Raw genomic sequence first — 25196 nt, 5'->3', positions numbered from 1 at the left:
AGAAATGTTTAAATCAGTAAAAGAACTCGTAGCACTCGCTACGGAAAAGAATGTACCGATTTCAGAAATCATGATTGAACAAGAAATGACGGTCCGCCACTTAGAGCGTGATGAAGTATACGCAATGATGGAACGGAATTTACAAGTCATGGAAGAAGCTGTCGAACGGTCATTGACAGGCGACGGTGTCGAATCGGTCACCGGTTTGACAGGCGGGGATGCAGTCTTACTGCAACGATATCGGGCGTCAGGGAACGGGTTATCGGGAGATCTTTTGTTAGATGCCGTCAGCAAAGCCATCGGAACGAATGAAGTCAACGCGGCAATGGGGAAAATCTGTGCGACACCAACAGCAGGGAGCGCGGGCGTCGTCCCAGGGACGTTGTTCGCCGTCAAAGAACGGCTTCAGCCTTCACGCGAGGAGATGCTCCGATACCTTTTCACATCGGGTGCGTTCGGGTTCGTTGTTGCCAATAATGCCTCCATCTCAGGTGCGGCAGGCGGATGCCAAGCGGAAGTAGGTTCGGCGACAGCAATGGCTGCAGCTGCCATCGTCGAAATGGCAGGAGGCACACCGGATCAATCGGCGCATGCGTTTGCAATTGCTTTAAAAAATATGCTTGGTCTCGTCTGTGACCCAGTCGCTGGACTTGTCGAAGTCCCGTGCGTCAAACGAAATGCGATGGGAGGAGCGAATGCGCTCGTCGCAGCAGATATGGCACTGGCTGGAATCACGTCACGTATTCCGTGTGACGAAGTCATCTCGGCAATGTATGAAATCGGTCAAATGATGCCTTCTGCCTTACGTGAAACGGCGAAAGGCGGTCTTGCGAATACACCGACTGGACGCTGGCTCGAGTCGAAGATTTTTGGAGATTTATCGAATGAATCCATCAAGTGAGGTCACGGCACTTAAGGGAGTCGGGCGTGATTTGGCAACTAAGCTTGCAGAAATGGATATCGTAACGATCTCGGACGTGCTGGAGCACGTCCCATTTCGTTACGATGATTTCGTTACGGGGAGTTTGACGGAAGCCATCCATGAAGATAAGGTCAAGTTCACAGGTCAAGTTCAATCAGAACCGCTCGTTCGTTATTACGGAAAAGGTAAGAATCGGCTAACGTTCCGGTTACTTGTCGAAGAACGGTACAGCGTCACGGTGACGATGTTTAACCGTGCCTTCTACAAAGCCCAGTTGAAGTTAGGGGAAGAAGTGACGGTCAGCGGCAAGTGGGATTTGCACCGGATGACGATTTCAGCGACGGAACTTCAATTCGGGGCGATCGAAGGTGAACTGACACCCGTCTATTCCTTAAAAGGTGACATGCGGATGAAGACGTTCCGCCGTGTCGTCGAACTCGCTTTCGCAGCAGTAGAATCAGTCGGGGAGCGGGTGCCCGATTCGATTCGGACGGCGTATCGTCTTCTCGACCGGATGACGATGCTGAAGGCGCTACACTTCCCGACGCATCGAAAAGAATTGACGGCGGCGAGAAGAAGTTATGTGTATGAAGAGTGCCTCTATTTTCAGTTAAAGCTTCAGACATTACGACTTGGAAAGCGGCAGGGACAAGGCATTGCTTTACCGTTACATCAAGCAGCCGTCGACGAGTTCATTGCAGGACTGCCATTTCCGTTGACAGGCGCTCAAAAAAGAGTGACAGAAGAAATTTTGAGTGATATGCATCGAGCAGAGCGAATGAATCGGTTGCTGCAAGGAGATGTCGGAAGTGGGAAGACCGTCATCGCGGCGATTGCCCTGTTCGCGACGATTCGTGCGAACAAGCAAGGTGCCTTGATGGTTCCGACTGAAATACTAGCGGAGCAGCATGCTTCGTCACTTGCCCCGTTACTCGAACCATTCGGGATTAAAGTCGGTCTCTTAACGAGTTCTGTCAAAGGAAAGGCTCGTGTGTTATTGCTAGAAGCCTTACGGCAAGGAGAAATCGACATCCTCGTCGGCACCCATGCCTTGATTCAGGATACAGTCGTCTTCAAGGACTTACATTTAGTGATTACGGACGAACAACATCGGTTTGGTGTCGAACAACGGAAGCGCCTCCGAGCAAAAGCAGCGCAAGCAGATGTCCTCTATATGACGGCGACACCGATTCCGCGAACACTTGCGATTTCTGTGTTTGGCGATATGGATGTTTCGATCATCGACGAGATGCCAGCAGGGCGTAAAGAAATTGAAACGTACTGGGCAAAACCAGAACAGATTGAACGTGTCTTTGGTTTTGTTGAGAAGGAATTACTTCTCGGGCGACAAGCCTATGTCATCACGCCATTGATCGAGGAATCTGAATCGCTTGATGTTCAAAATGCAATGGAATTGCATGCCGTTCTCGTCGAACGTTTCCGCGATCATCAAGTTGGTTTGATGCACGGACGTCTCGGCTCGTCTGAAAAAGACGAGGTCATGCAAGCTTTCAAGGACAATCAGGTCCAAGTCCTCGTCTCAACGACTGTCGTCGAAGTTGGGGTGAACGTCCCGAATGCCTCAATCATCGTCATTTACGATGCAGAACGATTCGGTCTCGCGCAACTGCATCAATTGCGTGGACGTGTCGGACGAGGGGATGCGCAGTCATATTGTATCTTGATTGCTGATCCGTCGTCTGACACCGGGAAAGAGCGAATTAAGACGATGACAGAGACGAACGACGGCTTCAAATTAGCGGAAAAAGACTTAGAACTACGCGGATCGGGTAATTTCTTTGGGACAGAACAAAGTGGATTGCCACGTTTCGTCCTGACAGATCCTGCTCTCGATATTCAAATCATGGAAACAGCCCGGAACGACGCCGTCCGTTTGTTACGTTCGGATGCCTTTTGGCAAACATCGGACTACGACGTGTTACGCCATTATATCGAAGAGCAAGGACTGCTTGACGGAGAAAGAATTGAATAATACTTGAAAGTGAACAACGGGGGATATATACTACTATTAGTACCAGGTGATAATAGTGATTATCCTTCTTGTAGGAGGAACGTACATGCGGGTACCTAAAAAAGAACGGCAAGTAGAACTACAGCATACGATTGAACAAAACCCATTCATCACGGATGAAGCACTTGCGCTTCATTTTAACGTCAGCATTCAGACGATTCGGCTCGATCGAATGGAATTGAAAATCCCTGAATTACGGGAACGGATTAAACACGTCGCGACAGAACGACTCGATGACGTGCGTACTTTGACCGAAAGCGAAGTCATTGGTGATATGATTGACCTGAAACTTGATACATCTGCGATTTCGATTTTAGAAATTTTGCCGGAACACGCTTTTAGCCGGAACGCGATTGCACGCGGGCATATTCTGTTCGCTCAAGCCAATTCGCTCGCCATCGCGTTAATTGATGACGAGTTAGCATTGACGACACGAGCAAACGTGCAATTTACACGATCTGTCCATGTTGGAGAACGCGTCGTCGCGAAAGCGTTCGTCAGTTCCCATCGACAAGATGGACGATCAGACATCAACGTCGAAAGTTATGTCGGTGATGAGTGTGTCTTTATCGGTGAGTTTACGGTGTATCGTAGTAGTAAGGAGGAATCATGATGATTTTAGCAGTAGATGCAATGGGTGGTGACAACGCCCCCCGTGCGATTGTCGAAGGTGTGATCCAGTATTTAGGGGAGCGCCCGAAGGCGGACATTGAAATTCGATTGGTTGGAGATGAATTGAAGTTACGTTCTTACGACATCAAGGATTCCCGTGTGACGATCGTTCACGCGGCGACTGTCATTACTGGAGAAGACGAACCGGTCCGTGCGATTCGACGGAAAAAAGATAGCTCACTCGTTGTGGCTGCAAACCTGGTGAAAACAAAAGAGGCGGATGCCTTGATTTCAGCAGGCAACACGGGAGCACTGATGACTGCCGGATTGTTTGTGATTGGTCGAATCGAAGGGGTTGACCGTCCTGCGCTGGCCCCGACTTTCCCGACAAGAAATGGAAAAGGTGTCGTCATCTTAGATGTCGGTGCTAATCCGGATGCAAAAGCAGAACATTTGCTTGATTATGCCATCATGGGATCAGTCTATGCAGAACAAGTACGTGGTATCAAACAACCGAAAGTTGGTCTGCTCAATATCGGCTCAGAAGCTGGTAAAGGCAATGCACTGACGAAGGAAACATATCCCTTACTTGAGACTGCCCCTATTCATTTTATTGGGAATGTCGAGGCGAGAGAAGCGATGAGTGGTGATGTGGACGTAATCGTCACAGAAGGATTTGCAGGGAATACATTGTTGAAAAGTACGGAAGGTGCTGCAAGCATGATTATGGGTGTCATGAAGGAACAGTTCATGAGTTCATTCAGTTCGAAAATCGCGGCGTTAATTTTAAAGCCGAAACTTAAAAAAATGAAGCAATTGCTCGCGTACGAAGAATATGGTGGGGCCGGGTTGTTCGGAATTGCGGCACCTGTCATCAAAGCACACGGCTCGAGCAATGCTTATGCCTTCAGTCGTGCGCTGGCACAGGCTGAAATGATGGTCGAGCAACACGTCGTTGCGAAAATCATTGAAGCGAAGACAAAATAGAGCTAAAGGAGTGAGCGAGATGGGGAAAACGGTATGGATGTTTCCGGGGCAAGGGTCACAAATGCCCGGTATGGGACAGACACTTGTCAGTGAGGAAGAAACTAAACAAACGTTAGTCGATCTCGGAACACGAATCGGCCTAGATTTAACAACGCTGTTAACGACGGGTACAAAAGAAGAACTAAAGGCGACGGAGCTTGCTCAACCCGCAATCGTCGCACATAGTACACTTCTCGCCACTCGTTATGCGGCACTCGGTAACAAACCGGACTATGTCCTTGGGCATAGCGTCGGGGAGTACAGCGCGCTTGTCGCAGCATCGGTCCTTACGCCGAGTGAAGCCGTTTATCTTGTCCATGAACGTGGTAAGTTGATGAACCAGGTTTCAGGTGGAACGATGGCTGCCGTCATCGGATTAAACGATGTCGAAGCGGCACACCATGCCGTCGAATCGATTGCGGCGACAGGTGAAATCGTGCAAATCGCGAACTACAACTGTCCCGGCCAATTTGTCATCTCAGGGCACGTCGCAGCCGTCGAATCGGCGACAGCGAAATTAAAAGAGCTCGGTGCAAAGCGTGTCTTACCACTCGATGTCTCCGGTGCGTTCCACTCCTCTTTAATGACACCGTTCGCACCACGTTTCGAAGATTTCCTTGCTTCTTCACCATTTGAAGCGGCGCAAGCGAAGTTTATCTCAAACGTGGACGGATCGTTTCACGATCAACCGGACGACTTGAAACGTCTGCTCGTTCAACAATTGTATTCACCTGTTCGCTTTGAGGCATGTGTCGAGCAATTGATTGAAGAGGGTGTCGATACCTTCATCGAATTCGGACCGTCTTCACCACTTAGTGGGCTTGTCAAACGTATCAAAAAAGACGTTAAAATCATTAGTATCACGACACTTGAACAACTAGAAGCGGAGGGAATTCGTGGATGAGTAAGGTAGCACTCGTAACAGGCGCCTCACGAGGAATCGGTGCGGCGATCGCAACACGTCTCGCGGCAGATGGTTTTAAAGTCGTCGTCAACTATGCCGGTAGCACTGAAAAAGCAGAGGCCATCGTCGCGGATATCATCGCGACTGGTGGTGAGGCAATCGCCATCCAAGCCGACGTTGCGAACGCTGATCAAGTCAAGGCGTTGGTTAAACAGACTGTCGATGCATTCGGTCAACTGGATTGTGTCGTCAACAACGCCGGTATCACACGCGACGGTTTGTTGATGCGTATGAAAGAAGCCGATTTTGATGCTGTCGTTGATACGAACCTAAAAGGGGCGTTCCTCGTCACACAAGCGGCGTCACGCCCGTTGATGAAGACGGGTGGTCGCATCATCAATATCGCTTCGGTCGTCGGCATCACGGGTAATCCGGGGCAAGCGAACTATGTGGCCGCGAAAGCCGGTTTGATTGGGTTGACGAAATCGGTCGCCCGTGAACTCGCAAGTAAAGGGGTCACAGCGAATGCGATTTGCCCAGGATTCATCGAAACAGATATGACCGATGAATTGACGGACGATCAACGGAATCTGTCACTTGGACAAATTCCATTGAAACGGTTTGGGCAAACGCAAGACATCGCAGCACTCGTCAGCTTCATCGCTTCGGATGAAGCCCGTTACATCACAGGGCAAACGCTCGCAGTTGATGGCGGCATGACAATGTAACTGAACACCGGTAGTACTTTGCCAAATCGGCAATCATCTTATATACTCAACTCATGGAGGGATTTCAAATGACAAAAGAACAAATTTTAGTAGACGTACAAGAGGCAATCGCAGAAAAATTAGGTAAAGAGCAAAGTGAAATCACACTCGATAAATCGTTCAAAGACGATCTCGGTGCCGATTCACTTGAAGTAATGGAACTCGTTATGGATCTCGAAGATAAATTCGAAATCACAATCGAAGACGATCAAGCAGAAAACTTGAAGACTGTCGGCGATGTCGTCAGCTACATCGAAACACAAGTCTAATCATTGACGCTGACCCACCGCTCTTTTGCGGTGGGATTTAGCTGTTTAGGAGGAATTATGACGAATCAAAAAGGACGTCGTGTCCGAAAAGGACCTTACGTAAAACGTCGAAAAGATGCGCGGACGTTTGCTCAAATCGAGCAAAAATTCGAAGAGTTACAAACGCGCCTTTCGATTCATTTTTCAAATGTCGAATTGTTGAAGCAGGCGTTTACCCATTCTTCGTTCGTCAATGAACAACGTGAATCGGATGGGGATAACGAACGACTTGAATTTTTAGGGGATGCGGTCTTAGAATTGACGGTCTCAAGATATTTATTTGAACACTACCCGGAACGTTCCGAGGGGGAATTAACAAAACTGCGCGCAGCTATCGTGTGTGAACCATCGCTCGTCCAGTTTGCCAATCATTATGAATTCTCTGACATGATTTTGCTAGGTAAAGGGGAAGAACTGACAGGCGGACGAAATCGGCCAGCATTACTTGCTGACGTATTTGAAGCGTTTATCGGTGCACTTTATCTTGACCAAGGCATTGAAGCAGCAGAGCGATTCCTCGCCGAAGCGGTTTTTCCGAAAGTGGCATCTGGTTTCTTCGAAGAGCAGACAGACTTCAAGAGCCAATTACAAGAAGCGATTCAACGGGTCGGACTCGGACAAATTGAATACGAAATCATCGAAGAGCGTGGTCCCGCACATAGCCGGGAATTCATCTCGCGTGTTCAAGTCCCGGATAAGCTTGAAGGAATCGGGACCGGTCGTTCGAAAAAAGAAGCAGAACAGCAAGCAGCGAAACAAGCCTTGCTTGAGCTGAAAAAACAATTTTAAGTAAAAAAACCATATAAAAAAAGGCGCCCGATTGGGAACGCCTTTTTTTATATGGTTTCTTACACCGTCTTCAGTGATTTTAGTTCATCGACGATTGCATCGACCTCAGCGAGTGATAACGATTCACGCATCATGACGAACTCATAAATTTCTTTTAAGTCGTCATTTTTCGTGCCGTCGAACTGCTCAGCTTTGATGACGCCTTTATTAATAATATTTAATTTATCCAAGATTGCTTCAATCATTTGTTCAATTGTCATATCGTTGAATTCTCCTCTTCACGTCTTTACCGTTAACATTACCATAAAACCTACCATTTTGTAGACCTTTCGGCTATGGTAAACTAAAAGAAAATTAAAAGAAATTTAAACATACGGGTGGTAAAGATGTACTTAAAACGAATTGAAATCAACGGCTTCAAATCTTTTGCGAGCCGGACAGAACTTGACTTCCTACCGGGAGTGACGGCAGTCGTCGGACCGAACGGTAGTGGGAAGTCGAATATATCGGATGCAGTGCGCTGGGTGCTCGGTGAGCAATCGGCTAAATCATTACGCGGCGCGAAGATGGAAGATGTCATCTTCGCCGGCAGTATGTCAGAACATCGAAAGCAGTTCGCAGAAGTAACGCTTGTCCTCGATAATGAGTCGGGAACGGTTGCGTTACCTTACCAAGAGTTGAGCGTGACGCGACGCGTCAGTCGAAATGGAGACAGTGATTATTTTCTTAATAAAAAACCATGTCGCTTGAAGGACGTCCTTGATCTCTTCATGGATACGGGACTGTCCCGTGATGCCTTCGCAATCATTGGTCAAGGACGTGTCGAACAAGTCATCTCCGGGAAACCGGAAGAGCGGCGGTCCGTCATCGAAGAGGCGGCGGGTGTCTTAAAATACCGGCACCGGAAAAAACAAGCGGAGCGGAAGTTGAGTGACACGGAAACGAATCTCTCACGTGTCGATGATATTTTATTTGAACTCGGTGGACGAATCGAACCGTTACGAGAACAAGCAGCGCTTGCAAAAGAGTATCTGATTGCCCGCGACCGGTTCGACTTTTTAGAACGTGGCATCATTTCAGAAGAAATTCAAAACTATATGGAACAAATTGCCCGATTGACGACGGAAATCGAAACGTTTGAGCGTGAGTTGTCAAATGAACAGGCACGTCTTGAGAAAACGCAAACTTCGAGAGAAGAACAAGAAACGATGCTTGAAAACATTCGCCGGGCAGAGACAGAGATGCAGGAACGGTTACGAACCGTCTCGACGACGCTCGTTGAAATTCAAGGTTCGCTGAACTTGGCAAAAGAACGTGAGAAACATGGGACGCAAATGAAAGAGCGTTTAGAACAAGAAGTGGCGACACTTGAAGCGCGTGTTTCCCTAATTGAGGATGAGGCGAAAAAAGCAGTTCGCTTACGAGACGAAACGAAGCAAACGTACGAGGAAACTGTCAAACGTCGTGAACAAGCAGATGCCGCATTAACGTATTCGGACCGTGATTTTGAAAAAGAAGCAGAGCAACTACGGTCTGAAGCGTTTGAAGTAGCGAGTCGGCTGGCGGCGACGAATAACGCCTATAACCGAGCAAAACAAGATTTACAGAGTGCGGAAGAGTTACGCCGGACGTTCGCGGAAGGGACAGGGTCGAAACAATCGGCGCAAACAGCTTATGCGGCCGAGGTCGACCGACTAGAAGCGAGCTCTTTCAACGTGCGGCAACAGCTCGATGCTTTAGTAGCGGAAGAGACGCAAGTTGAAACGAAACAACACGAACAGCGAACGATGATGACGCAAGTCGAACGATCCATCGTCGATCTCCATCGCCGGCGTGATAAAACAGAGGACCGGATTGAATTTTTGGAGTCCGTCAAGGCAGATTACAGTGGTTATTTCGGTGCCGTCAAAACGATTTTGAAACAGCGTGATCACATTTCAGGAATATATGGAGCGGTTGCCGAATTGATTTCCGTACCGGCCCGATATGAAGCGGCGATCGAAACGGCACTTGGTGGAGCCATGCAAAACGTCGTCGTCGATACAGACGCGACAGGACGGAAATTGATTCAGGAATTACGCCGTCTAAATGCGGGACGGGCGACGTTCATGCCGCTCAGTTCGATTCAACGGCGCGATTTGAATCAATCGGTTCGCAATCAACTATCTGCGATGCAAGGATACATCGGCGTTGCGAGTGAACTCGTGACGACGACCGATGAGCTGACGAAATTAAAACAGAACTTGCTCGGGACGACGCTTGTCGTCGAATCGCTTGAACAAGCGAACGCGATTGCCCGTGCAACGGGACATCGGTATCGGCTCGTGACGCTCGACGGAGATGTCGTCAACGTCGGTGGTTCGATGACAGGGGGGAGCCGGAAAAAAGGGACGCCACTCTTTAGTCAATCACGGGAGTTAGACGAACTCCGCGAAGGGCTGACGCAAGGACAGGCGGTCATTCGTGAACAAGAGCGCCGCCTCGCGGAGATGAAAGTAGTAGATGAACAATTGAACGTTACGCTTGAGACGCTTGCGCAAGAAATGAAAACGACGCGAACGACACTTGAATCACTTCGGGATGAATTGACGGAGGCGAAACATGGTCTCGCAATCACAGCTTCGGAACTGTCCGTCCAAGATGGCCAGTTGCAACGGTTGGCGGAGCAAGAACGGGAAGCGAAGGCGACGATTGAACAAGCTGAGCACGATATCGCGAACTTGACGAAGCGGCAACAAGAACTCAGACGTGATCTCGATCAGCTAAAAGAGGCACAGGCACGGGGTGCTGTGACAATCGAAGACTTGAAACAACAACAAGCAGATGCCTTGCTCGAAGAACGGACAATGATCTTGAAGTTAGATCAAGTCAATCGTGAAGTCGAACGAATCGAAGAATCGTTGAATCATGCGAAACTCGAACGGAGTCATAAGCGGCGTGATTTAAAACATGTGCTCGAAGGGTTTGGTGAAGGTCAAATCGAAGCATTGCATGCAGAGCAGGCGCAGATGCTTAAAGAACAAACAACGGTTGAACAAGAATTGAAAGCAATCACGGACCAAATCCAACGTGACGGCGAAAGTTTACGACTTCTACGGATCCGTGAAGCGAAGCTGAAAGAGGAGCAACAGTCGGCGAAACAACAAGTCGATCAAGCGCGCCTCAACCACGGCAGAATCAGTACACGTCTTGAAACACGTCAAGAAATGCTCGACGAGATGGGGCTGATTCTCGAATTGATTGTACCGCTGACGATTCCATTCGAAGAGGCGAAAGAGGAAGTACACCTGCTCAAGCGTCAATTAGAAGAAATCGGAGTTGTTAATATCGGTGCGATTGAAGAGTTCGCTGAAGTCGATCAACGGTTTACGTTCCTCTCGACGCAACGTGATGACTTAGTGACGGCGAAAACGGATTTATATGCCGTCATCGATGAGATGGATCGTGAAGTCGTCCGACTTTTTAAAGAGACGTTCACGGCTGTACGGGAACACTTCCGTGAGACATTCCGCGAATTGTTCGGTGGAGGAGAAGCGGACTTGATTCTTGTCGATCCGAGCGACCTCTTGACGAGCGGGATCGACATCGTCGCGAAACCACCGGGTAAAAAACTACAGAACTTGTCACTCTTATCTGGTGGGGAACGCGCGTTGACGGCGATTGCCTTGTTGTTCGCGATTTTGAAGACGCGTCCCGTCCCGTTTTGTGTACTTGATGAGGTCGAAGCAGCTCTTGACGAAGCGAACGTTGCCCGGTTCGGTGAGTTCGTTCATCAGTTGGCGCGTGATACACAATTCATCATCATCACACACCGGAAAGGTACGATGGAGTCAGCGGATGTTTTGTACGGCGTGACGATGCAACAAAACGGTATTTCGGAAGTGTTATCCGTTAAACTAGAAGAGGCACGGCGAACATTGACTGAAGAAGTAGAATCAAAGGAGCTAAAACAATGAGTTTTTTTAAGAAACTAAAAGACCGGTTGACGACGTCGACACAAGAAGTCACGTCTAAGTTTACGGAAGGGTTGTCGAAGACGCGTGACGGGCTTGCGAGTGCCGTCAATGATCTCGTCTACCGTTTCCGGGAAGTCGATGAAGAATTTTTTGAAGAGTTAGAAGAAGTGCTGATTCAAGCTGACGTCGGTGTGACGACGACGATGGATTTGGTCGAAAAATTAAAGATTGAAGTCAAACGAAAAAATGTTAAAGATACAAAAGAAGTCCGTGATGTACTCGTCGAAGTCGTCGCCAACATGTTGATTGAAGAAGAAGAAACGGAACTTGATTTAGACCACGACCTCAGTGTCATCTTATTCGTGGGTGTCAACGGTGTCGGGAAAACGACGACGATCGGGAAACTTGCGAATCGCCTGAAAAATGAAGGGAAAACGGTCATGCTCGCAGCAGGGGATACATTCCGAGCAGGCGCCATCGATCAGTTGCAAGTCTGGGGCGAGCGCTCCGGCGTACCGGTCATCCGTCAGGGAGAAGGATCAGATCCTGCTGCCGTCGTCTTCGATGCTGTCCAAGCGGCAAAAGCGCGGAAAGTCGATGTCTTGATTTGTGATACGGCAGGACGTCTGCAAAACAAAGTCAATTTGATGAATGAACTCGAGAAAGTCAAACGGGTCATCGAACGTGAAATTCCAGGCGCACCACACGAAGTCCTGCTTGCGCTCGACGCGACGACCGGACAGAATGCGATGGTGCAAGCCAAAGCGTTCAAACAAGCGACGAATGTCAGCGGCATCGTCTTGACGAAGCTTGACGGGACAGCAAAAGGTGGCATCGTTCTCGCGATTAAGAATGAACTGAATCTCCCCGTGAAGTTCGTCGGATTAGGTGAAAAGATTGACGATCTCCAACCGTTTAATGCCGAGCAATTCGTCCACGGTCTCTTCGGTGACGTATTCGAAGAAAAGCAAACGACGGACGAGGCACCGGAAGAGGAATAAGCTAGGTTTGCTTGTAAAGAAAAAAACTTGACAACACACTGTGAGGGCTGTACTATACTATCTGTAAAGGAATTTCACTTAACAACCGTGGAGGTGCTCGGATGACACTTGATAAAACGAACCGGATGAATTATCTGATTGACTTTTATCAGGAGCTTTTGACGCCGAAACAACGAAATTATATGTCACTCTATTATTTAGATGATTTTTCGTTAGGTGAAATCGCCGATGAGTTTGAAGTCAGCCGACAAGCAGTCTACGACAACATAAAACGTACGGAAGCGATGCTTGAGCAATATGAAGAACGACTTTCCTTGTTTCAAAAATATGAGCAGCGAAAGATCCTTCTTGATGAACTGAAGCAGCTCGACCTTCCAAGCGAGGCACTGGTGACGATTGAATCACTGGAGCAATTAGAGTAGGAGGCATCATCAATGGCATTCGAAGGATTATCGGAACGGCTTCAAGCCAGTCTCGCCAAAATGCGAGGTAAAGGTAAGATTTCTGAAGCGGACGTAAAGGAAATGATGCGTGAGGTCCGCCTCGCGTTGTTAGAAGCCGACGTCAACTTCAAAGTAGTGAAACAGTTCGTAAATGATGTGAAGGAGCGCGCCGTCGGTCAAGACGTGATGACGTCTCTAACACCCGGTCAACAAGTCGTCAAAATCGTCCATGACGAATTGACGAAATTGATGGGGGAAGAAGTATCTCCGTTGACGCTCGCTAACCGTCCGCCGACAGTCATTATGATGACTGGTCTTCAAGGGGCAGGTAAGACGACGACAACCGGAAAACTCGCCAATCATTTACGAAAAAAACACAATCGCAGTCCACTGCTCGTCGCAGCGGATATTTACCGTCCGGCTGCGATTAAACAACTTGAGACGCTAGGAAAACAACTTGAATTACCGGTCTTCTCGATGGGAGATCAGGTAAGTCCACAAGAAATCGTAACCGGCGCGCTCGACTATGCAAAAGAGCATCACCACGATATCGTGTTGATCGATACGGCGGGACGCTTACATGTCGATGAGGACCTCATGCAGGAACTTGTCGATGTGAAGGAAATCGCCAAGCCTAACGAAATCTTCCTTGTCGTCGACTCGATGACGGGTCAGGATGCGGTCAATGTCGCACAAAGCTTTAATGAAAAGCTCGGCGTGACAGGGGTCGTCCTGACGAAACTCGACGGAGATACTCGAGGCGGAGCAGCACTCTCCATCAAGGCAGTCACCGGAGCACCGATTAAGTTCGTCGGTCTTGGAGAGAAGCTAGACGCAATCGAGCCATTCTACCCAGAGCGGATGGCGTCACGGATTCTCGGTATGGGAGATATGTTAACGCTGATTGAAAAAGCAGAGTTCCAAATGGACGCAACACGCGCCAAGGAGCTCGAAGGCAAAATGCGCGATGCATCGTTCACGTTTGACGATTTCATCGAGCAGTTGCAGCAAGTGAAACAGATGGGTCCTTTGGATGAGTTGTTAGGAATGATTCCGGGTGCCGGTAAAGGAAAGATGAAGGGCTTGAAAAATGCTCAAATCGATGAGAAGCAACTTGTTTATGTCGAAGCGATTATTCAATCGATGACAAAACGGGAGCGGACTGAACCGGAAATCCTCAATGCGAGTCGTCGGAAACGGATTGCGCGCGGCAGTGGTCGTAGCATTCAAGAAGTGAACCGGTTGATCAAGCAATTTGAAGACATGCGGAAGATGATGAAACAATTCTCCGGCAAAATGGGCAAAGGGAAAAAGAAAGGCGGCTTTGGCCTCCCATTCTTCTAAAAGTCTTTTCTCTTTTGCTGTAACGTTGTATACTAGTGAAGTTGTCAATTTGACTAAACCAAAAAACTATTTAATATCTGGAGGGACTTACGAATGGCAGTTAAAATTCGTCTTAAGCGCATGGGCGCAAACAAATCACCTTTCTACCGTGTGGTAGTAGCAGACTCACGTGCACCACGTGATGGTCGTTTCATCGAGCAAATCGGATACTACAACCCGGTTGCTAAACCAGAAGCAGAAGTAAAACTTAACGAAGAGCTCGCTCTTAAATGGCTCGCTGAAGGTGCTAAACCATCAGACACAGTTCGTAACCTCTTCTCAAAAGCTGGTATCATGGAGAAATTCCACAACGCGAAACTCGCGAAGTAAGACATTTGGAGGTGAGCGAAAGCTTACCTCCTTTTTGTTGCAGAAAAATAGAAGAATGACGATTTTAAAGGAAGGAAGTGAAGAAGATGCAATGGTTAGAAGTCGCGAAAATCGCGAATACACACGGTCTAAAGGGAGAATTGAAGTTACTTGCGAGTACAGATTTTCCGGAAGAACGCTTTAAAGTCGGAAATGACGTATTTCTCGAGATGGAGGGGACGTATGTACCGCTGACGGTGAGCGGTTACCGGAAACATAAACAATTCGTCATGGTGACCTTCAAAGGAATGCATCACATCAACGACGTCGAAAAGTATAAAGGGATGAAACTTTTCGTGCAGCCGGAAGTCTTACAAGAGCTCGGAGAAAATGAATACTACTACCACGAAATCATCGGTTGCGACGTCTATGACGGAGATGAGAAAATCGGGGTCGTCTCGGAAATCTTAGAGACCGGAGCAAACGATGTCTGGACGATTAAACGTCCGGGAAAAAAAGACGTCTTGATTCCGTACATCGAACAAGTCGTCGCGTCGATCGATGTGCAAGAAAAGCGGATTCAAATCACACCATTACCTGGATTGATTGAAGGATGAACATCAAAGTCTTGACGCTTTTTCCGGACATGTTCACAGCACTCGATCATTCAATCGTCGGACGGGCACAAGAAGATGCGCGGATACATCTCGAGTACATTAACTTCCGAGACTATTCGACGAATCGACATGGGCGTGTCGATGATTCTCCTTACGGGGGTGGTGCTGGGATGTTGTTGACGCCGCAACCTGTTTTTGACGCTGTTGCGGCCTTGCCGAAAGCGAATCGTCGCATCGTTGCGATGACACCGACAGGGCAGCGTTTTGATCAAGCAGTAGCAGAAGAATGGGCGCAGGAATCGGAACTTGTTTTCTTATGTGGACATTATGAAGGGTTTGATCAACGGATTCATGACGAACTGGTGACGGACGAGGTGTCGCTTGGAGACTTCGTTTTGACGGGAGGGGAATTAGCTGCGATGACGATGATTGATGCCGTCGTCCGTTTGTTACCTGATGTCCTCGGCAAGTCGGCCAGTCATGAAGACGATTCATTTTCGACCGGATTGCTCGAATACCCCCATTATACCCGTCCTGCCGACTATAACGGATCAAGGGTACCGGACGTCTTATTATCCGGGAATCATGCAAAAATCGAGCAGTGGCGAAGACAGCAAGCCTTGAAGCGGACGCTCGAGCGACGCCCTGATTTACTCGAGACAGCCGACTTGTCCGCAAGTGATTTAAAGTACCTCCAGTCAATTTCAGGATTGTCAAAAGAATGAAATTGTGATAAGTTAAAACATGTGGCAAAAGCCACCTATTAACGATGTTCCGCTGTTGGATGCAATAAGCAAATGAAGATAAGAACATTGGTGAAAAAAGGAGAAATCATTCATGAACACACAACAATTGTTCCGTGAAATTACACAAGAACAAATCAAGTCAGACGTCCCTTCGTTCCGTCCTGGGGATACAGTCCGTGTACACGTTAAAGTCGTCGAGGGTACGCGTGAGCGGATCCAGCTTTTCGAAGGCGTAGTCATCAAACGTCACGGTGGCGGCATCAGTGAAACTTTCACAGTCCGTAAGATTTCTTACGGAGTTGGCGTAGAGCGTGCTTTCCCGCTCCACTCACCACGTGTTGCACAAGTCGAAGTCGTTCGTTACGGTAAAGTCCGTCGTGCGAAACTTTACTACCTCCGTAACCTTCGTGGTAAAGCGGCGCGTATTAAAGAAGTTCGTCGTTAATCATGTGAAAAAGTGGCTTGTCCTCGGACAAGCTTCTTTTTTTTATCGTTTATGCGTATACTAAGTCTAGGTTAAAGATTTAATCAAAGGAGTGGAACGCGTGAAGGAGTTATTTAGTTGGGTAAAGGCGCTTGTCGTAGCGCTCGTGATTGCGTTCATCATCCGAACGTTTCTATTCGTCCCGGTCATCGTGGACGGCGAGTCGATGATGCCGACACTGCACAATTCAGACCGGATGGTCGTCAATAAGGTTCCCTATTACTTTAATGAACCAGAGCGTGGCGATATCGTCGTCTTCCATGCGACGGAAACACGTGACTATATTAAACGTGTCATCGCTGTCCCAGGCGATACGCTGTACTACAAGGATGATATGCTGTATATCAACGATAAAAAAGTGGAAGAACCATATTTAAAAGAATTTAAAGCGCAAATGAATGGTGTTCCTTTGACGGAAGACTTTACATTAGAAGAACGGACCGGCGAAACGAAAGTACCCGCCGGTAAAGTATTCGTCATGGGGGACAACCGTCAAAACTCGAAAGATAGCCGTGACATCGGGTTCGTCGATGAAGATCAAATCGTCGGAACGACAAATTTCGTCTTTTATCCGTTCGGTGATTTACGATCAGTTGATTAAAAAATCATGGGCGCGTAGTAAGGTGAGTCTAGCAGAAACAGCTCCATCAACCGTGCGTTTGATGGAACAAGGTCAGGAATTGAGTAGTGTCCGCACGACACTACTTCTTTTCTTGGCTTTTTTTGCGTATACTAAGGGATGGATCGTTTCTTGAGAACGAAGTGACGGTAACTGAAGCAGGTCTTACCGCGTCACACAACATGAAGTTAGCAGTCCAGTAATATGATGAGTTGAGGTGGAATATATGACGATACAATGGTTCCCTGGTCACATGGCGAAAGCACGTCGTGAAGTCCAGGAAAAATTAAAATTAATCGACGTCGTCATCGAATTGGTCGATGCACGTCTCCCGATGTCGAGTCGCAATCCGATGGTCGAGCAAATTACGGCAGGAAAACCGCGGTTAATCGTCTTGAACAAAGCCGATATGGCTGATGCGCGTTTGACGGAGCGCTGGATGAAGGCCCTTCGTAAGGACGGAGTCGATGTCATCGCTGTCGATGCGAAACACAATAAGGGTCTTGGACAAATTCATGAAGGTGCATTACGCCTGATGAAAGAAAAACATGATCGCATGCGTGAAAAGGGACGAAATCCGAGTGCGATTCGAGCGTTGATCATCGGCATCCCGAACGTCGGGAAATCAACATTAATCAATCGCCTTGCCGGACGAAACATTGCCATCACGGGTGACCGCCCGGGTGTGACGAAACGTCAGCAATGGATCAAAATGAAGACGGGTGAGATGGAGTTGCTCGATACACCAGGTATTCTCTGGCCGAAGTTCGACGATCAGTTGGTTGGCTATCGTCTAGCAGCAACAGGTGCAATCAAAGATGATATCTTAAACATCGATGACATCGCGCTGTTTGCCATCCGTGAGCTCAAATCGCGTTATCCGGAGCAATTGATGGAACGCTATCGCTTAGACGATGTGTCCGGTGAAGCCGTTGATGTACTAGAAGCAATCGGGAACAAACGAGGGTTCAATTCAGGTGGATACGTCGATTTCGAACGGACGAGCGAGATGTTGTTACATGAGCTACGGACGGAAAAAGTCGGACGTGTGACACTTGAAACAGTCGAAGAATGGGCAACAACAGCAGAATAAGACGAGCTTGGAACCTTCTCTAGAAGGTCCAAGCTTTTTTCGAAATAGGAGTGAATGTCAGATGAAGATTCAAGACTTAAGAGAACGTCTCAAAGGGATTTCACGCGAACAATTCGCAGCCATCGAACAGGATCTGATGCATGATGAACGAAAAGGGATCAGGCTGTTATTGAAACAAACAAGCCGTCGCCTCGATCTCGAAGAACAATTGCGCCTCAGTTTTATTGAACGCTCGCAGTTCGAAGAAGCTTACCGGGCACAGGGGTGGGAGAAGATTGCTGGTGTCGATGAGGTCGGGCGAGGTCCGCTTGCTGGACCTGTCGTCGCGGCAGCAGTCATCTTACCAAAAGATTTTTATCACCCCGCGTTGACGGACTCAAAACAAATGTCAAAAAAACAACGGCAACTGGCGTATCAGCATATTCGTAAAGTCGCAGAGGTCGCCATCGGCATCATCGAACCAGCAGAAATTGACCGGATCAATATTTACCAAGCCTCGAAACAGGCGATGTTACAAGCGGTGAATGGCGTGTCTGCCGAGGCATTGCTCGTCGATGCGATGGAGCTTGATCTCAATCTACCTCAAACGTCACTGATTAAAGGGGATGCGCGTAGCATCTCAATCGCAGCGGCGAGCGTCATTGCGAAGGAAACGCGTGATGCGATGATGGAGGACTATGCGAAACAGTATCCGGGATACGGGTTTGAGCAACATGCAGGGTACGGGACAGCACAGCATTTGCAGGCACTCGATACATACGGTGTGACACCGATTCATCGCAAAACGTTCAAACCGGTTCTTGATCGACTCTAGGAGGTGAATGCGTGTGCAAATCGAACATCGGGCCTTACTTCCCTTTAAGATTATTGATCAAGCCAACATGCCGTTACGCGAAGGGGCAAATGTCGTCGGGAAAGTATTGAAATTATTGCCGGACGGGTTAATGGAGTTGCAAGTCGGACAACGGGTCCTAACGGCTGGAACAACGGCTGATTTAAAAGAAGGAATGTCGTACCGATTCGTCGTGACGAGCACGGAAGGGCAACCGGTGCTGAAGATTTTATCGGAAGCTCCACAAACTGCGGCGAAACAAATCCTGCCTTCGATGCTTGAAAGTCTCTTGCGACCAGCGTCAGAGGGAGTACCGCAGACGACACGTGCGCTGTTACAACAACTTGGCCAACGCGCGATGGGAGGATCGGGTCAAGTACTCAAACAGACAATTGTTGAGCTCATTCAGTTAGCGCGTACTGCAGAGGCAGATGGGCAAGGGTCCCTTGACCGAAAGACGAGTGATCAAATCTTGACGCAACAACTCGTTCAAGCGACGAATGAACCGGGACGCGGCATCTTTATGTTGCAACTACCACAGTTTGGTCCCTTTGAAGATGTCGATGTGACGATGGAAGCACCGTTCGACAAAAAAGAATTCAATCCGGACCATGCCCGAATCGCTTTTTATCTCAAACTGCCTCAGTTGGGCGAAATTGCGATTGACTTATTAATCACTGATCGAAAGATGGCTGTTTCCGTCTTTCATCCGGATCAACGGATTAGCGCATTCATGGACGCTTATCAACCGATGATGGAACAACGCTTAAAGGAGCAGGGATATGAGTTGATTCGTTTTGAATTGGTCGAACAAACGAAAGAGCGGGTGCCTATCGATTTGACACGTCGGAGTGGAAGGGTGGATTATCAAGCATGAAAAAAGCGATTGCTTTATCTTATGAAGAACAAATGGCAGCTCCAAAAGTCGTCGCCAAAGGTTCCGAAATCGTCGCCGAGCGGATTTTAGAAGAAGCGATCCGACACAACATTCCGATTAGGCAAGATCAGACATTGGTAACATTACTTGATGCAATCGAGGTGTCTGAGCAAGTTCCGCCGGAGTTATACGGGGTCATCGCCGAGCTGTTTGCCTTTTTGTATCAGCTCGATCATGAGGGAATCACGAAAAAATAAATGCTTTCGGTCGATAACGATAGACAGCGCTTCCAATTTTAACTACAATGAAAGAGCCGAAACTAAAGGGGTTAAGGGGGATTTTTTCATGAATGTACATGAATATCAGGCAAAAGAGTTACTTCGTTCATACGGTGTACCTGTACCGAACGGAATCGCAGCATTTACGGTCGAAGAGGCTGTCGATGCAGCAGAACAATTGTCAGGCCCAATTAAAGTTGTCAAAGCACAGATTCACGCAGGGGGACGCGGTAAAGCTGGTGGTGTCAAACTAGCAAAATCGCAAGAAGAAGTAAAAGAATTCGCGACGGAGTTACTCGGCAAAACGCTCGTCACGCATCAAACAGGACCAGAAGGTAAAGTCGTTCAACGTCTTCTCGTCGAAGAAGGTTGTGCGATTGATAAGGAATACTATCTCGGGATTGTCCTTGATCGTGTGACAGGTCGTGTCGTCATCATGGGTTCAAGTGAAGGCGGAATGGATATTGAAGAAGTGGCAGAAGCGACTCCTGAAAAAATCATCAAGGAAATCGTTGATCCAGCAGTCGGACTTCAAGCTTTCCAAGCACGTAAATTAGCGTTCGCAATGGGTGTACCCGTTAAACTCGTTAACAAATTCGTTGGTATGGTGACGAAACTCTACACGTTCTTCGTTGAAAAGGATTGCTCAATCGCTGAAATCAATCCACTCGTCACAACAAAAGACGGTGATGTCGTTGCACTTGACGCGAAGTTGAACTTCGATTCGAATGCGTTGTATCGTCATGCGGACATCGTCGCACTCCGTGATGAAACGGAAGAAGATCCACGTGAAGTCGAAGCTTCAAAAAGCGATTTGAACTACATCGCGCTTGATGGGAATATCGGCTGTCTCGTTAATGGCGCAGGTCTTGCGATGGCAACGATGGACATCATCAAACACTTCAGTGGCGATCCGGCCAACTTCCTCGATGTAGGTGGCGGCGCGACGAAAGAGAAAGTAACAGAAGCGTTCAAATTGATTCTCTCAGATGATAACGTCAAAGGAATTTTTGTCAACATCTTCGGCGGCATCATGAAGTGCGATGTCATCGCGGAAGGGATCGTTGCAGCAACAAAAGAAGTCGGCTTAGAGTTACCACTCGTCGTTCGTCTTGAAGGAACAAATGTTGACGCAGGGAAACAGATTCTCAAAGATTCAGGTCTAGCGATTACAGCAGCTACATCAATGGCAGACGGCGCAGAAAAAATCGCTGCGCTCGTGAAGTAAGGGGGAGCTAAGGATGAGTATTTGGGTAAACGAATCAACAAAAGTGATCATTCAAGGAATTACAGGTAATCAAGGGATGTTCCACGGTGAACAAATGATTGATTACGGAACGAACCTCGTCGGTGGTGTTACACCAGGTAAAGGCGGAACAGAAGTGCTCGGTGGCGTGCCTGTCTTTGATACGGTTGCGCAAGCAGTCGCTAAAACAGGGGCAAATGCATCGATTATCTATGTACCACCAGCATTCGCTGCGGATGCAATCATGGAAGCAGCGGATTCAGACATCGCTCTCATCATCTGTATCACAGAAGGAATTCCAGTTCTTGATATGGTAAAAGTAAAACGTTATCTTGACGGAAAACCAGTTCGTTTGATTGGTCCGAACTGTCCTGGCGTTATCACACCGGGTGTCGCGAAACTTGGCATCATGCCTGGTTACATCCACACACCAGGTCATGTCGGAATCGTTTCACGTTCTGGGACATTGACGTATGAAGCGGTGCACCAATTGACGACGGCTGGAATCGGTCAATCGACTGCTGTCGGTATCGGTGGTGATCCTGTCAATGGGACAGACTTCATCGACACGCTCAAAGCGTTCAATGAAGATCCTGAAACAAAAGCGGTCATCATGCTTGGTGAAATCGGTGGTACGGCAGAAGAAGAAGCGGCTGAGTGGGTCAAAGCCAACATGACGAAGCCGGTCATCGGATTCATCGGTGGACAAACTGCTCCTGAGGGAAAACGTATGGGTCATGCGGGTGCCATCATCTCAGGTGGTAAAGGTACGGCATCGGAAAAAATCAAGACACTTCGTGCAAATGGTATCGAAGTCGCAGACTCTCCGGCAGTCATTGGTGAAACGTTAATTCGTGTCATCAAAGATGCTGGTATCTACGATCAATGTGTCACGGGTTCAACGGTCAAATAAAAACGTCGAGAGCTGTCCTGAAGATTCAGGACGGCTTTCTTCTATATAAAAGGAGTGTATGTTAATGGAGCGAGAATGGTATGTCCGATTTGCAGCCTGTCGTGTTCCTTATCCAATCGTCGCCTTAGTAGAACAATACGGTATTTTATCGGTCGCTGATCTTCCGACAAATGCCGAGAGTAAAAAGCGATATCAAGCAGCTCTTTCGCTCGAACACCTCCCGTCTCAGTTACTTGTCCCGACCGATCCCGAGTTCCCGCAACAGTTACTACACATACCACGACCGATTTACGGTCTGTATTACGTAGGTGACCCGTCGCTTCTGCGTCACCCTTTAATCAGCATCATCGGTAGCCGAACCCCATCCCCGTCCCATAAAGAACGTCTATCGTTCTTACGCCCGTTTTTTAATTCCCCTTTCGTCACTGTCTCTGGTGGAGCTTACGGGATTGATTCCCTCGTCCATCGCCTTTCCTTGAAGTATGACCAACCAACCATCGCCGTCATGGCAACAGGACTCGATTCTCTTTATCCGAAACAACACGAGGCCCTCTTTAATCGCATCGCACAAGCTGGTTTGTTGCTCTCCGAGTACCCTCCCGAGACCCCCATTCAAAAATTCCAATTTTTAGAACGTAATCGCATCATTGCTGGATTATCATCAGCCCTCGTCATCGTCGAAGCAGCGTTGAAAAGCGGAACGATGAACACGGCAGGACACGCTCTCGACCAAGGGAAAGACGTCTATTGCTTGCCGGGTTGTCCGACTGAAAAAATGTTTTGTGGAACGAATCAATTGATTGCGGAAGGGGCGATTCCGCTCCTGAATCCGGAAGAAGTTTCAAAAAGTATCTTGATGGACGTTGACAAATGGGAATCGAGACTACTATGATAAGTGAGATTAAAATACGAGTACGCCTCTAATAGGGAGCGATTGCAATGGCAAAATATTTAGTAATCGTCGAATCACCTGCAAAGGCAAAAACCATCAAACGTTATCTCGGTTCGAACTATACCGTGAAAGCATCGATGGGGCATGTCATCGATTTGCCAAAAAGCCAAATGGGTGTCGACGTCGAACATGACTATGAACCAAAATATATTACGATTCGTGGTAAAGGTCCGGTCTTGAAAGAATTGAAAACTGCTGCTAAAAAAGCACAAAAAATCTATCTCGCGGCCGACCCTGACCGTGAAGGGGAAGCGATCGCTTGGCATTTAGCGAAAGCCCTCGGTGTCGATGAATCGACAGAGTGTCGGGTCGTCTTCAATGAAATCACAAAAGACGCCATCAAGGATTCGTTCAAGAAACCCCGCAAGATCAACTATGATCTTGTCGACGCGCAACAAGCGCGGCGTATTTTGGACCGTCTTGTTGGGTACAGCATGAGTCCGTTACTTTGGAAGAAAATTAAAAAAGGATTGTCTGCGGGGCGTGTTCAATCGGTTGCCGTGAAGATGATTATTGATCGGGAACAAGAAATCAATGCCTTTTTACCAGAAGAGTACTGGACGATTAAACTTGAGCTTGATGCGAACGGTGAAAAACTCGAAGCAAACTTTTATGGCGTCGACGGTAAAAAACGTGAACTCCATTCTGAAGAAGATGTCAACGAGGTGTTGGCAAAACTTTCAGAATCCTTTACGGTCGACTCGGTAACGAAGAAAGAGCGCAAACGTAATCCAGCGTTACCGTTTACAACAAGTTCGCTCCAGCAAGAAGCGGCACGTAAGCTTAATTTCCGGGCGAAGAAAACGATGATGATTGCCCAACAACTCTACGAGGGAATCGAGTTAGGGAAAGAAGGGACAATCGGTTTGATTACGTATATGCGTACCGATTCGACACGAACGTCTGAAACAGCGAACCTCGAAGCGCATGGTTTCATCGAAAATGCGTACGGAAAAGAATACATCGCCAGTGAAAAACGTAAAGAGAAAAAAGCGGCCAATTCACAGGATGCGCACGAAGCAGTTCGTCCGACGTCAACGATGCGTGACCCACAACTCGTTAAATCGTATTTGTCGCGAGACCAGTTCCGACTGTATAAACTCATTTGGGAACGATTCGTCGCCAGTCAAATGGCACCGGCGATTTTAGACACGGTCAAAGTTGATTTGAATTCGAACGATGTCATGTTCCGGGCGAACGGTTCGACCGTCAAGTTCCCTGGTTTCATGAAAGTCTACATCGAGGATACAGATGATGAAGCAGTGACGGACGTCAAAGAAGGACTCTTACCACCACTCGAAGACGGTGAAGTCTTGCAACAGGAATCGATTGACCCGAAACAACACTTCACGCAGCCACCGCCACGCTATACAGAGGCACGTTTAGTACGAGCGATGGAAGAACTCGGGATTGGTCGTCCGTCGACATACGCTCCAACACTCGACACGATTCAAAAACGAGGGTACGTGACGCTCGAAGAAAAGAAATTCTTACCGACTGAACTCGGAGAGCTCGTCATTGATATGATTAGTGATTATTTCCAAGAATTCATCACGGTTCAATTCACGGCAGACATGGAAGCGTTGCTTGATGCGATTGAAAAAGGCGACATGCAGTGGACGGAAGTCGTCGATCCGATTTATAAATCATTCGCGAAACGTTTGACGCGGGCGGAAGCAGAAATCGAGAAAATTGAAATCAAAGATGAACCAGCCGGAGAAGATTGCGAAGTATGCGGTCATGCGATGGTCATCAAGATGGGACGGTACGGCAAGTTCATGGCGTGCTCAAACTTCCCGGAATGCCGAAACACGAAGCCGATCCAAGTCGAGATCGGCGTCAAGTGTCCGACATGTGGTACAGGGGACATCGTCGAACGTCGCAGCAAAAAAGGCCGGTTGTTCTATGGGTGTTCAAATTATCCAGAGTGCGAATTCGTCTCATGGGATAAGCCGGTCGAAGAGCCGTGTCCCGTCTGTAGCAGTATGATGGTACAAAAGAAAATCAAGAACGGTGTAAAAGTAGAATGTACATCTTGTGGACATCATGAAACGCGCATCGATCAAGAGCAAGAGGAGGAATGACCG

26 protein-coding genes are annotated in these 25196 nt (G+C 48.0%); 25 read left to right on the top strand and 1 reads right to left on the bottom strand.

Translation table 11 applies throughout. The annotated features are described in order from the left end of the window. Positions 1-4 precede the first annotated feature (4 nt). The 8 genes from sdaAA (at position 5) to rnc (ending at position 7360) form a co-directional block, all read left to right on the top strand. A complete protein-coding gene (sdaAA, locus tag A0126_RS09430; RefSeq protein WP_088837392.1) occupies positions 5-901 on the top strand; it encodes an L-serine ammonia-lyase, iron-sulfur-dependent, subunit alpha in 897 nt (298 codons plus the stop codon). Further along, on the top strand, positions 885-2915 hold the full coding sequence (gene recG, locus A0126_RS09425) for an ATP-dependent DNA helicase RecG (protein WP_088837391.1): 2031 nt from the start codon (positions 885-887) through the stop codon (positions 2913-2915). The genes sdaAA and recG overlap by 17 nt, the downstream gene beginning before the upstream one ends. An 85-nt stretch (positions 2916-3000) precedes the next feature. Beyond that, positions 3001-3567, top strand: coding sequence for a transcription factor FapR (gene fapR, locus A0126_RS09420; protein WP_029330861.1), 567 nt, complete (start codon positions 3001-3003; stop codon positions 3565-3567). Next, entirely contained in the window at positions 3567-4553 is a 987-nt protein-coding gene (gene plsX, locus A0126_RS09415; protein WP_029330860.1) for a phosphate acyltransferase PlsX, read from the top strand. Before fapR ends, plsX begins: the two co-directional genes overlap by 1 nt. Positions 4554-4572: 19 nt before the next feature. Continuing rightward, positions 4573-5496, top strand: coding sequence for an ACP S-malonyltransferase (gene fabD, locus A0126_RS09410; protein ID WP_088837390.1), 924 nt, complete (start codon positions 4573-4575; stop codon positions 5494-5496). Then, positions 5493-6224: a 3-oxoacyl-[acyl-carrier-protein] reductase gene (fabG, locus tag A0126_RS09405; protein ID WP_088837389.1), complete on the top strand. Its 732-nt coding sequence runs from the start codon at positions 5493-5495 to the stop codon at positions 6222-6224. The genes fabD and fabG overlap by 4 nt, the downstream gene beginning before the upstream one ends. A 68-nt stretch (positions 6225-6292) precedes the next feature. After that, complete coding sequence (gene acpP, locus A0126_RS09400; RefSeq protein ID WP_012370777.1) at positions 6293-6532, top strand: acyl carrier protein; 240 nt, start codon at positions 6293-6295, stop codon at positions 6530-6532. Between the two features lie 57 nt (positions 6533-6589). Then, positions 6590-7360, top strand: a complete 771-nt coding sequence (rnc, locus tag A0126_RS09395) for a ribonuclease III (protein WP_088837388.1) — start codon at positions 6590-6592, stop codon at positions 7358-7360. 59 nt (positions 7361-7419) lie between these two features. Here the strand turns inward: rnc and A0126_RS09390 are convergent, their stop codons facing one another. Continuing rightward, complete coding sequence (locus tag A0126_RS09390; protein WP_029330856.1) at positions 7420-7620, bottom strand: DUF1128 family protein; 201 nt, start codon at positions 7618-7620, stop codon at positions 7420-7422. A gap of 126 nt (positions 7621-7746) precedes the next feature. On the opposite strand from A0126_RS09390, the gene smc reads away from it, so the two are divergent. The 17 genes from smc to topA all read left to right on the top strand — a co-directional run bounded on the left by smc (position 7747) and on the right by topA (position 25193). Next, the gene (smc, locus tag A0126_RS09385; RefSeq protein WP_088837387.1) at positions 7747-11316 is read left to right on the top strand and encodes a chromosome segregation protein SMC; all 3570 of its coding nucleotides are present in this window, start codon (positions 7747-7749) and stop codon (positions 11314-11316) included. After that, positions 11313-12317 carry a signal recognition particle-docking protein FtsY gene (gene ftsY / locus A0126_RS09380; RefSeq protein ID WP_088837386.1) on the top strand — a complete coding sequence of 335 codons (1005 nt, stop codon included), beginning with the start codon at positions 11313-11315 and terminating at the stop codon, positions 12315-12317. Before smc ends, ftsY begins: the two co-directional genes overlap by 4 nt. 101 nt (positions 12318-12418) lie before the next feature. Then, the gene (locus A0126_RS09375; RefSeq protein WP_088837385.1) at positions 12419-12739 is read left to right on the top strand and encodes a putative DNA-binding protein; all 321 of its coding nucleotides are present in this window, start codon (positions 12419-12421) and stop codon (positions 12737-12739) included. Positions 12740-12751: 12 nt separating this feature from the next. After that, complete coding sequence (gene ffh, locus A0126_RS09370) at positions 12752-14104, top strand: signal recognition particle protein (RefSeq protein ID WP_088837384.1); 1353 nt, start codon at positions 12752-12754, stop codon at positions 14102-14104. A 93-nt stretch (positions 14105-14197) separates the two neighbouring features. Continuing rightward, positions 14198-14473, top strand: a complete 276-nt coding sequence (rpsP, locus tag A0126_RS09365; RefSeq protein WP_012370770.1) for a 30S ribosomal protein S16 — start codon at positions 14198-14200, stop codon at positions 14471-14473. Positions 14474-14559: 86 nt separating this feature from the next. Continuing rightward, the gene (rimM, locus tag A0126_RS09360) at positions 14560-15069 is read left to right on the top strand and encodes a ribosome maturation factor RimM (protein WP_088837383.1); all 510 of its coding nucleotides are present in this window, start codon (positions 14560-14562) and stop codon (positions 15067-15069) included. Beyond that, positions 15066-15794, top strand: a complete 729-nt coding sequence (gene trmD / locus A0126_RS09355; protein ID WP_088837382.1) for a tRNA (guanosine(37)-N1)-methyltransferase TrmD — start codon at positions 15066-15068, stop codon at positions 15792-15794. The genes rimM and trmD overlap by 4 nt, the downstream gene beginning before the upstream one ends. A gap of 112 nt (positions 15795-15906) precedes the next feature. Then, positions 15907-16260, top strand: a complete 354-nt coding sequence (rplS, locus tag A0126_RS09350) for a 50S ribosomal protein L19 (protein ID WP_088837381.1) — start codon at positions 15907-15909, stop codon at positions 16258-16260. Positions 16261-16360: 100 nt separating this feature from the next. Then, the gene (gene lepB, locus A0126_RS09345) at positions 16361-16900 is read left to right on the top strand and encodes a signal peptidase I (RefSeq protein WP_088837380.1); all 540 of its coding nucleotides are present in this window, start codon (positions 16361-16363) and stop codon (positions 16898-16900) included. 244 nt (positions 16901-17144) lie between these two features. Further along, positions 17145-18011 (top strand): ribosome biogenesis GTPase YlqF, encoded by an 867-nt coding sequence (gene ylqF / locus A0126_RS09340; RefSeq protein WP_088837379.1) that lies wholly within the window; start codon positions 17145-17147, stop codon positions 18009-18011. Positions 18012-18072: 61 nt separating this feature from the next. Then, positions 18073-18825, top strand: coding sequence for a ribonuclease HII (locus A0126_RS09335; RefSeq protein WP_088837378.1), 753 nt, complete (start codon positions 18073-18075; stop codon positions 18823-18825). A gap of 13 nt (positions 18826-18838) precedes the next feature. Further along, positions 18839-19720, top strand: a complete 882-nt coding sequence (locus A0126_RS09330; RefSeq protein WP_088837377.1) for a flagellar hook-length control protein FliK — start codon at positions 18839-18841, stop codon at positions 19718-19720. Then, positions 19717-19977 carry an EscU/YscU/HrcU family type III secretion system export apparatus switch protein gene (locus A0126_RS09325; protein ID WP_088837376.1) on the top strand — a complete coding sequence of 87 codons (261 nt, stop codon included), beginning with the start codon at positions 19717-19719 and terminating at the stop codon, positions 19975-19977. Before A0126_RS09330 ends, A0126_RS09325 begins: the two co-directional genes overlap by 4 nt. Positions 19978-20065: 88 nt before the next feature. Continuing rightward, on the top strand, positions 20066-21226 hold the full coding sequence (gene sucC / locus A0126_RS09320) for an ADP-forming succinate--CoA ligase subunit beta (RefSeq protein WP_029330843.1): 1161 nt from the start codon (positions 20066-20068) through the stop codon (positions 21224-21226). A gap of 13 nt (positions 21227-21239) precedes the next feature. Continuing rightward, complete coding sequence (sucD, locus tag A0126_RS09315) at positions 21240-22157, top strand: succinate--CoA ligase subunit alpha (RefSeq protein ID WP_088837375.1); 918 nt, start codon at positions 21240-21242, stop codon at positions 22155-22157. 64 nt (positions 22158-22221) lie between these two features. Next, a complete protein-coding gene (dprA, locus tag A0126_RS09310) occupies positions 22222-23049 on the top strand; it encodes a DNA-processing protein DprA (RefSeq protein ID WP_088837374.1) in 828 nt (275 codons plus the stop codon). Positions 23050-23096: 47 nt separating this feature from the next. Further along, complete coding sequence (gene topA, locus A0126_RS09305; protein WP_088837373.1) at positions 23097-25193, top strand: type I DNA topoisomerase; 2097 nt, start codon at positions 23097-23099, stop codon at positions 25191-25193. Positions 25194-25196: the final 3 nt, after the last annotated feature.

The sequence above is a fragment of the Exiguobacterium sp. N4-1P genome (genome assembly GCF_002214325.1).
Note: the sequence above shows the minus strand (reverse complement) of the source record. Positions and strands in the feature narration are given on the sequence as shown.

Coding starts and splice junctions, on each gene's coding strand:
- sdaAA (WP_088837392.1), top strand. CDS start 5: ATGTTTAAATCAGTAAAAGAACTCGTAGCACTCGCTACGGAAAAGAAT.
- recG (WP_088837391.1), top strand. CDS start 885: ATGAATCCATCAAGTGAGGTCACGGCACTTAAGGGAGTCGGGCGTGAT.
- fapR (WP_029330861.1), top strand. CDS start 3,001: ATGCGGGTACCTAAAAAAGAACGGCAAGTAGAACTACAGCATACGATT.
- plsX (WP_029330860.1), top strand. CDS start 3,567: ATGATTTTAGCAGTAGATGCAATGGGTGGTGACAACGCCCCCCGTGCG.
- fabD (WP_088837390.1), top strand. CDS start 4,573: ATGGGGAAAACGGTATGGATGTTTCCGGGGCAAGGGTCACAAATGCCC.
- fabG (WP_088837389.1), top strand. CDS start 5,493: ATGAGTAAGGTAGCACTCGTAACAGGCGCCTCACGAGGAATCGGTGCG.
- acpP (WP_012370777.1), top strand. CDS start 6,293: ATGACAAAAGAACAAATTTTAGTAGACGTACAAGAGGCAATCGCAGAA.
- rnc (WP_088837388.1), top strand. CDS start 6,590: ATGACGAATCAAAAAGGACGTCGTGTCCGAAAAGGACCTTACGTAAAA.
- A0126_RS09390 (WP_029330856.1), bottom strand. CDS start 7,620: ATGACAATTGAACAAATGATTGAAGCAATCTTGGATAAATTAAATATT.
- smc (WP_088837387.1), top strand. CDS start 7,747: ATGTACTTAAAACGAATTGAAATCAACGGCTTCAAATCTTTTGCGAGC.
- ftsY (WP_088837386.1), top strand. CDS start 11,313: ATGAGTTTTTTTAAGAAACTAAAAGACCGGTTGACGACGTCGACACAA.
- A0126_RS09375 (WP_088837385.1), top strand. CDS start 12,419: ATGACACTTGATAAAACGAACCGGATGAATTATCTGATTGACTTTTAT.
- ffh (WP_088837384.1), top strand. CDS start 12,752: ATGGCATTCGAAGGATTATCGGAACGGCTTCAAGCCAGTCTCGCCAAA.
- rpsP (WP_012370770.1), top strand. CDS start 14,198: ATGGCAGTTAAAATTCGTCTTAAGCGCATGGGCGCAAACAAATCACCT.
- rimM (WP_088837383.1), top strand. CDS start 14,560: ATGCAATGGTTAGAAGTCGCGAAAATCGCGAATACACACGGTCTAAAG.
- trmD (WP_088837382.1), top strand. CDS start 15,066: ATGAACATCAAAGTCTTGACGCTTTTTCCGGACATGTTCACAGCACTC.
- rplS (WP_088837381.1), top strand. CDS start 15,907: ATGAACACACAACAATTGTTCCGTGAAATTACACAAGAACAAATCAAG.
- ylqF (WP_088837379.1), top strand. CDS start 17,145: ATGACGATACAATGGTTCCCTGGTCACATGGCGAAAGCACGTCGTGAA.
- A0126_RS09335 (WP_088837378.1), top strand. CDS start 18,073: ATGAAGATTCAAGACTTAAGAGAACGTCTCAAAGGGATTTCACGCGAA.
- A0126_RS09325 (WP_088837376.1), top strand. CDS start 19,717: ATGAAAAAAGCGATTGCTTTATCTTATGAAGAACAAATGGCAGCTCCA.
- sucC (WP_029330843.1), top strand. CDS start 20,066: ATGAATGTACATGAATATCAGGCAAAAGAGTTACTTCGTTCATACGGT.
- sucD (WP_088837375.1), top strand. CDS start 21,240: ATGAGTATTTGGGTAAACGAATCAACAAAAGTGATCATTCAAGGAATT.
- dprA (WP_088837374.1), top strand. CDS start 22,222: ATGGAGCGAGAATGGTATGTCCGATTTGCAGCCTGTCGTGTTCCTTAT.
- topA (WP_088837373.1), top strand. CDS start 23,097: ATGGCAAAATATTTAGTAATCGTCGAATCACCTGCAAAGGCAAAAACC.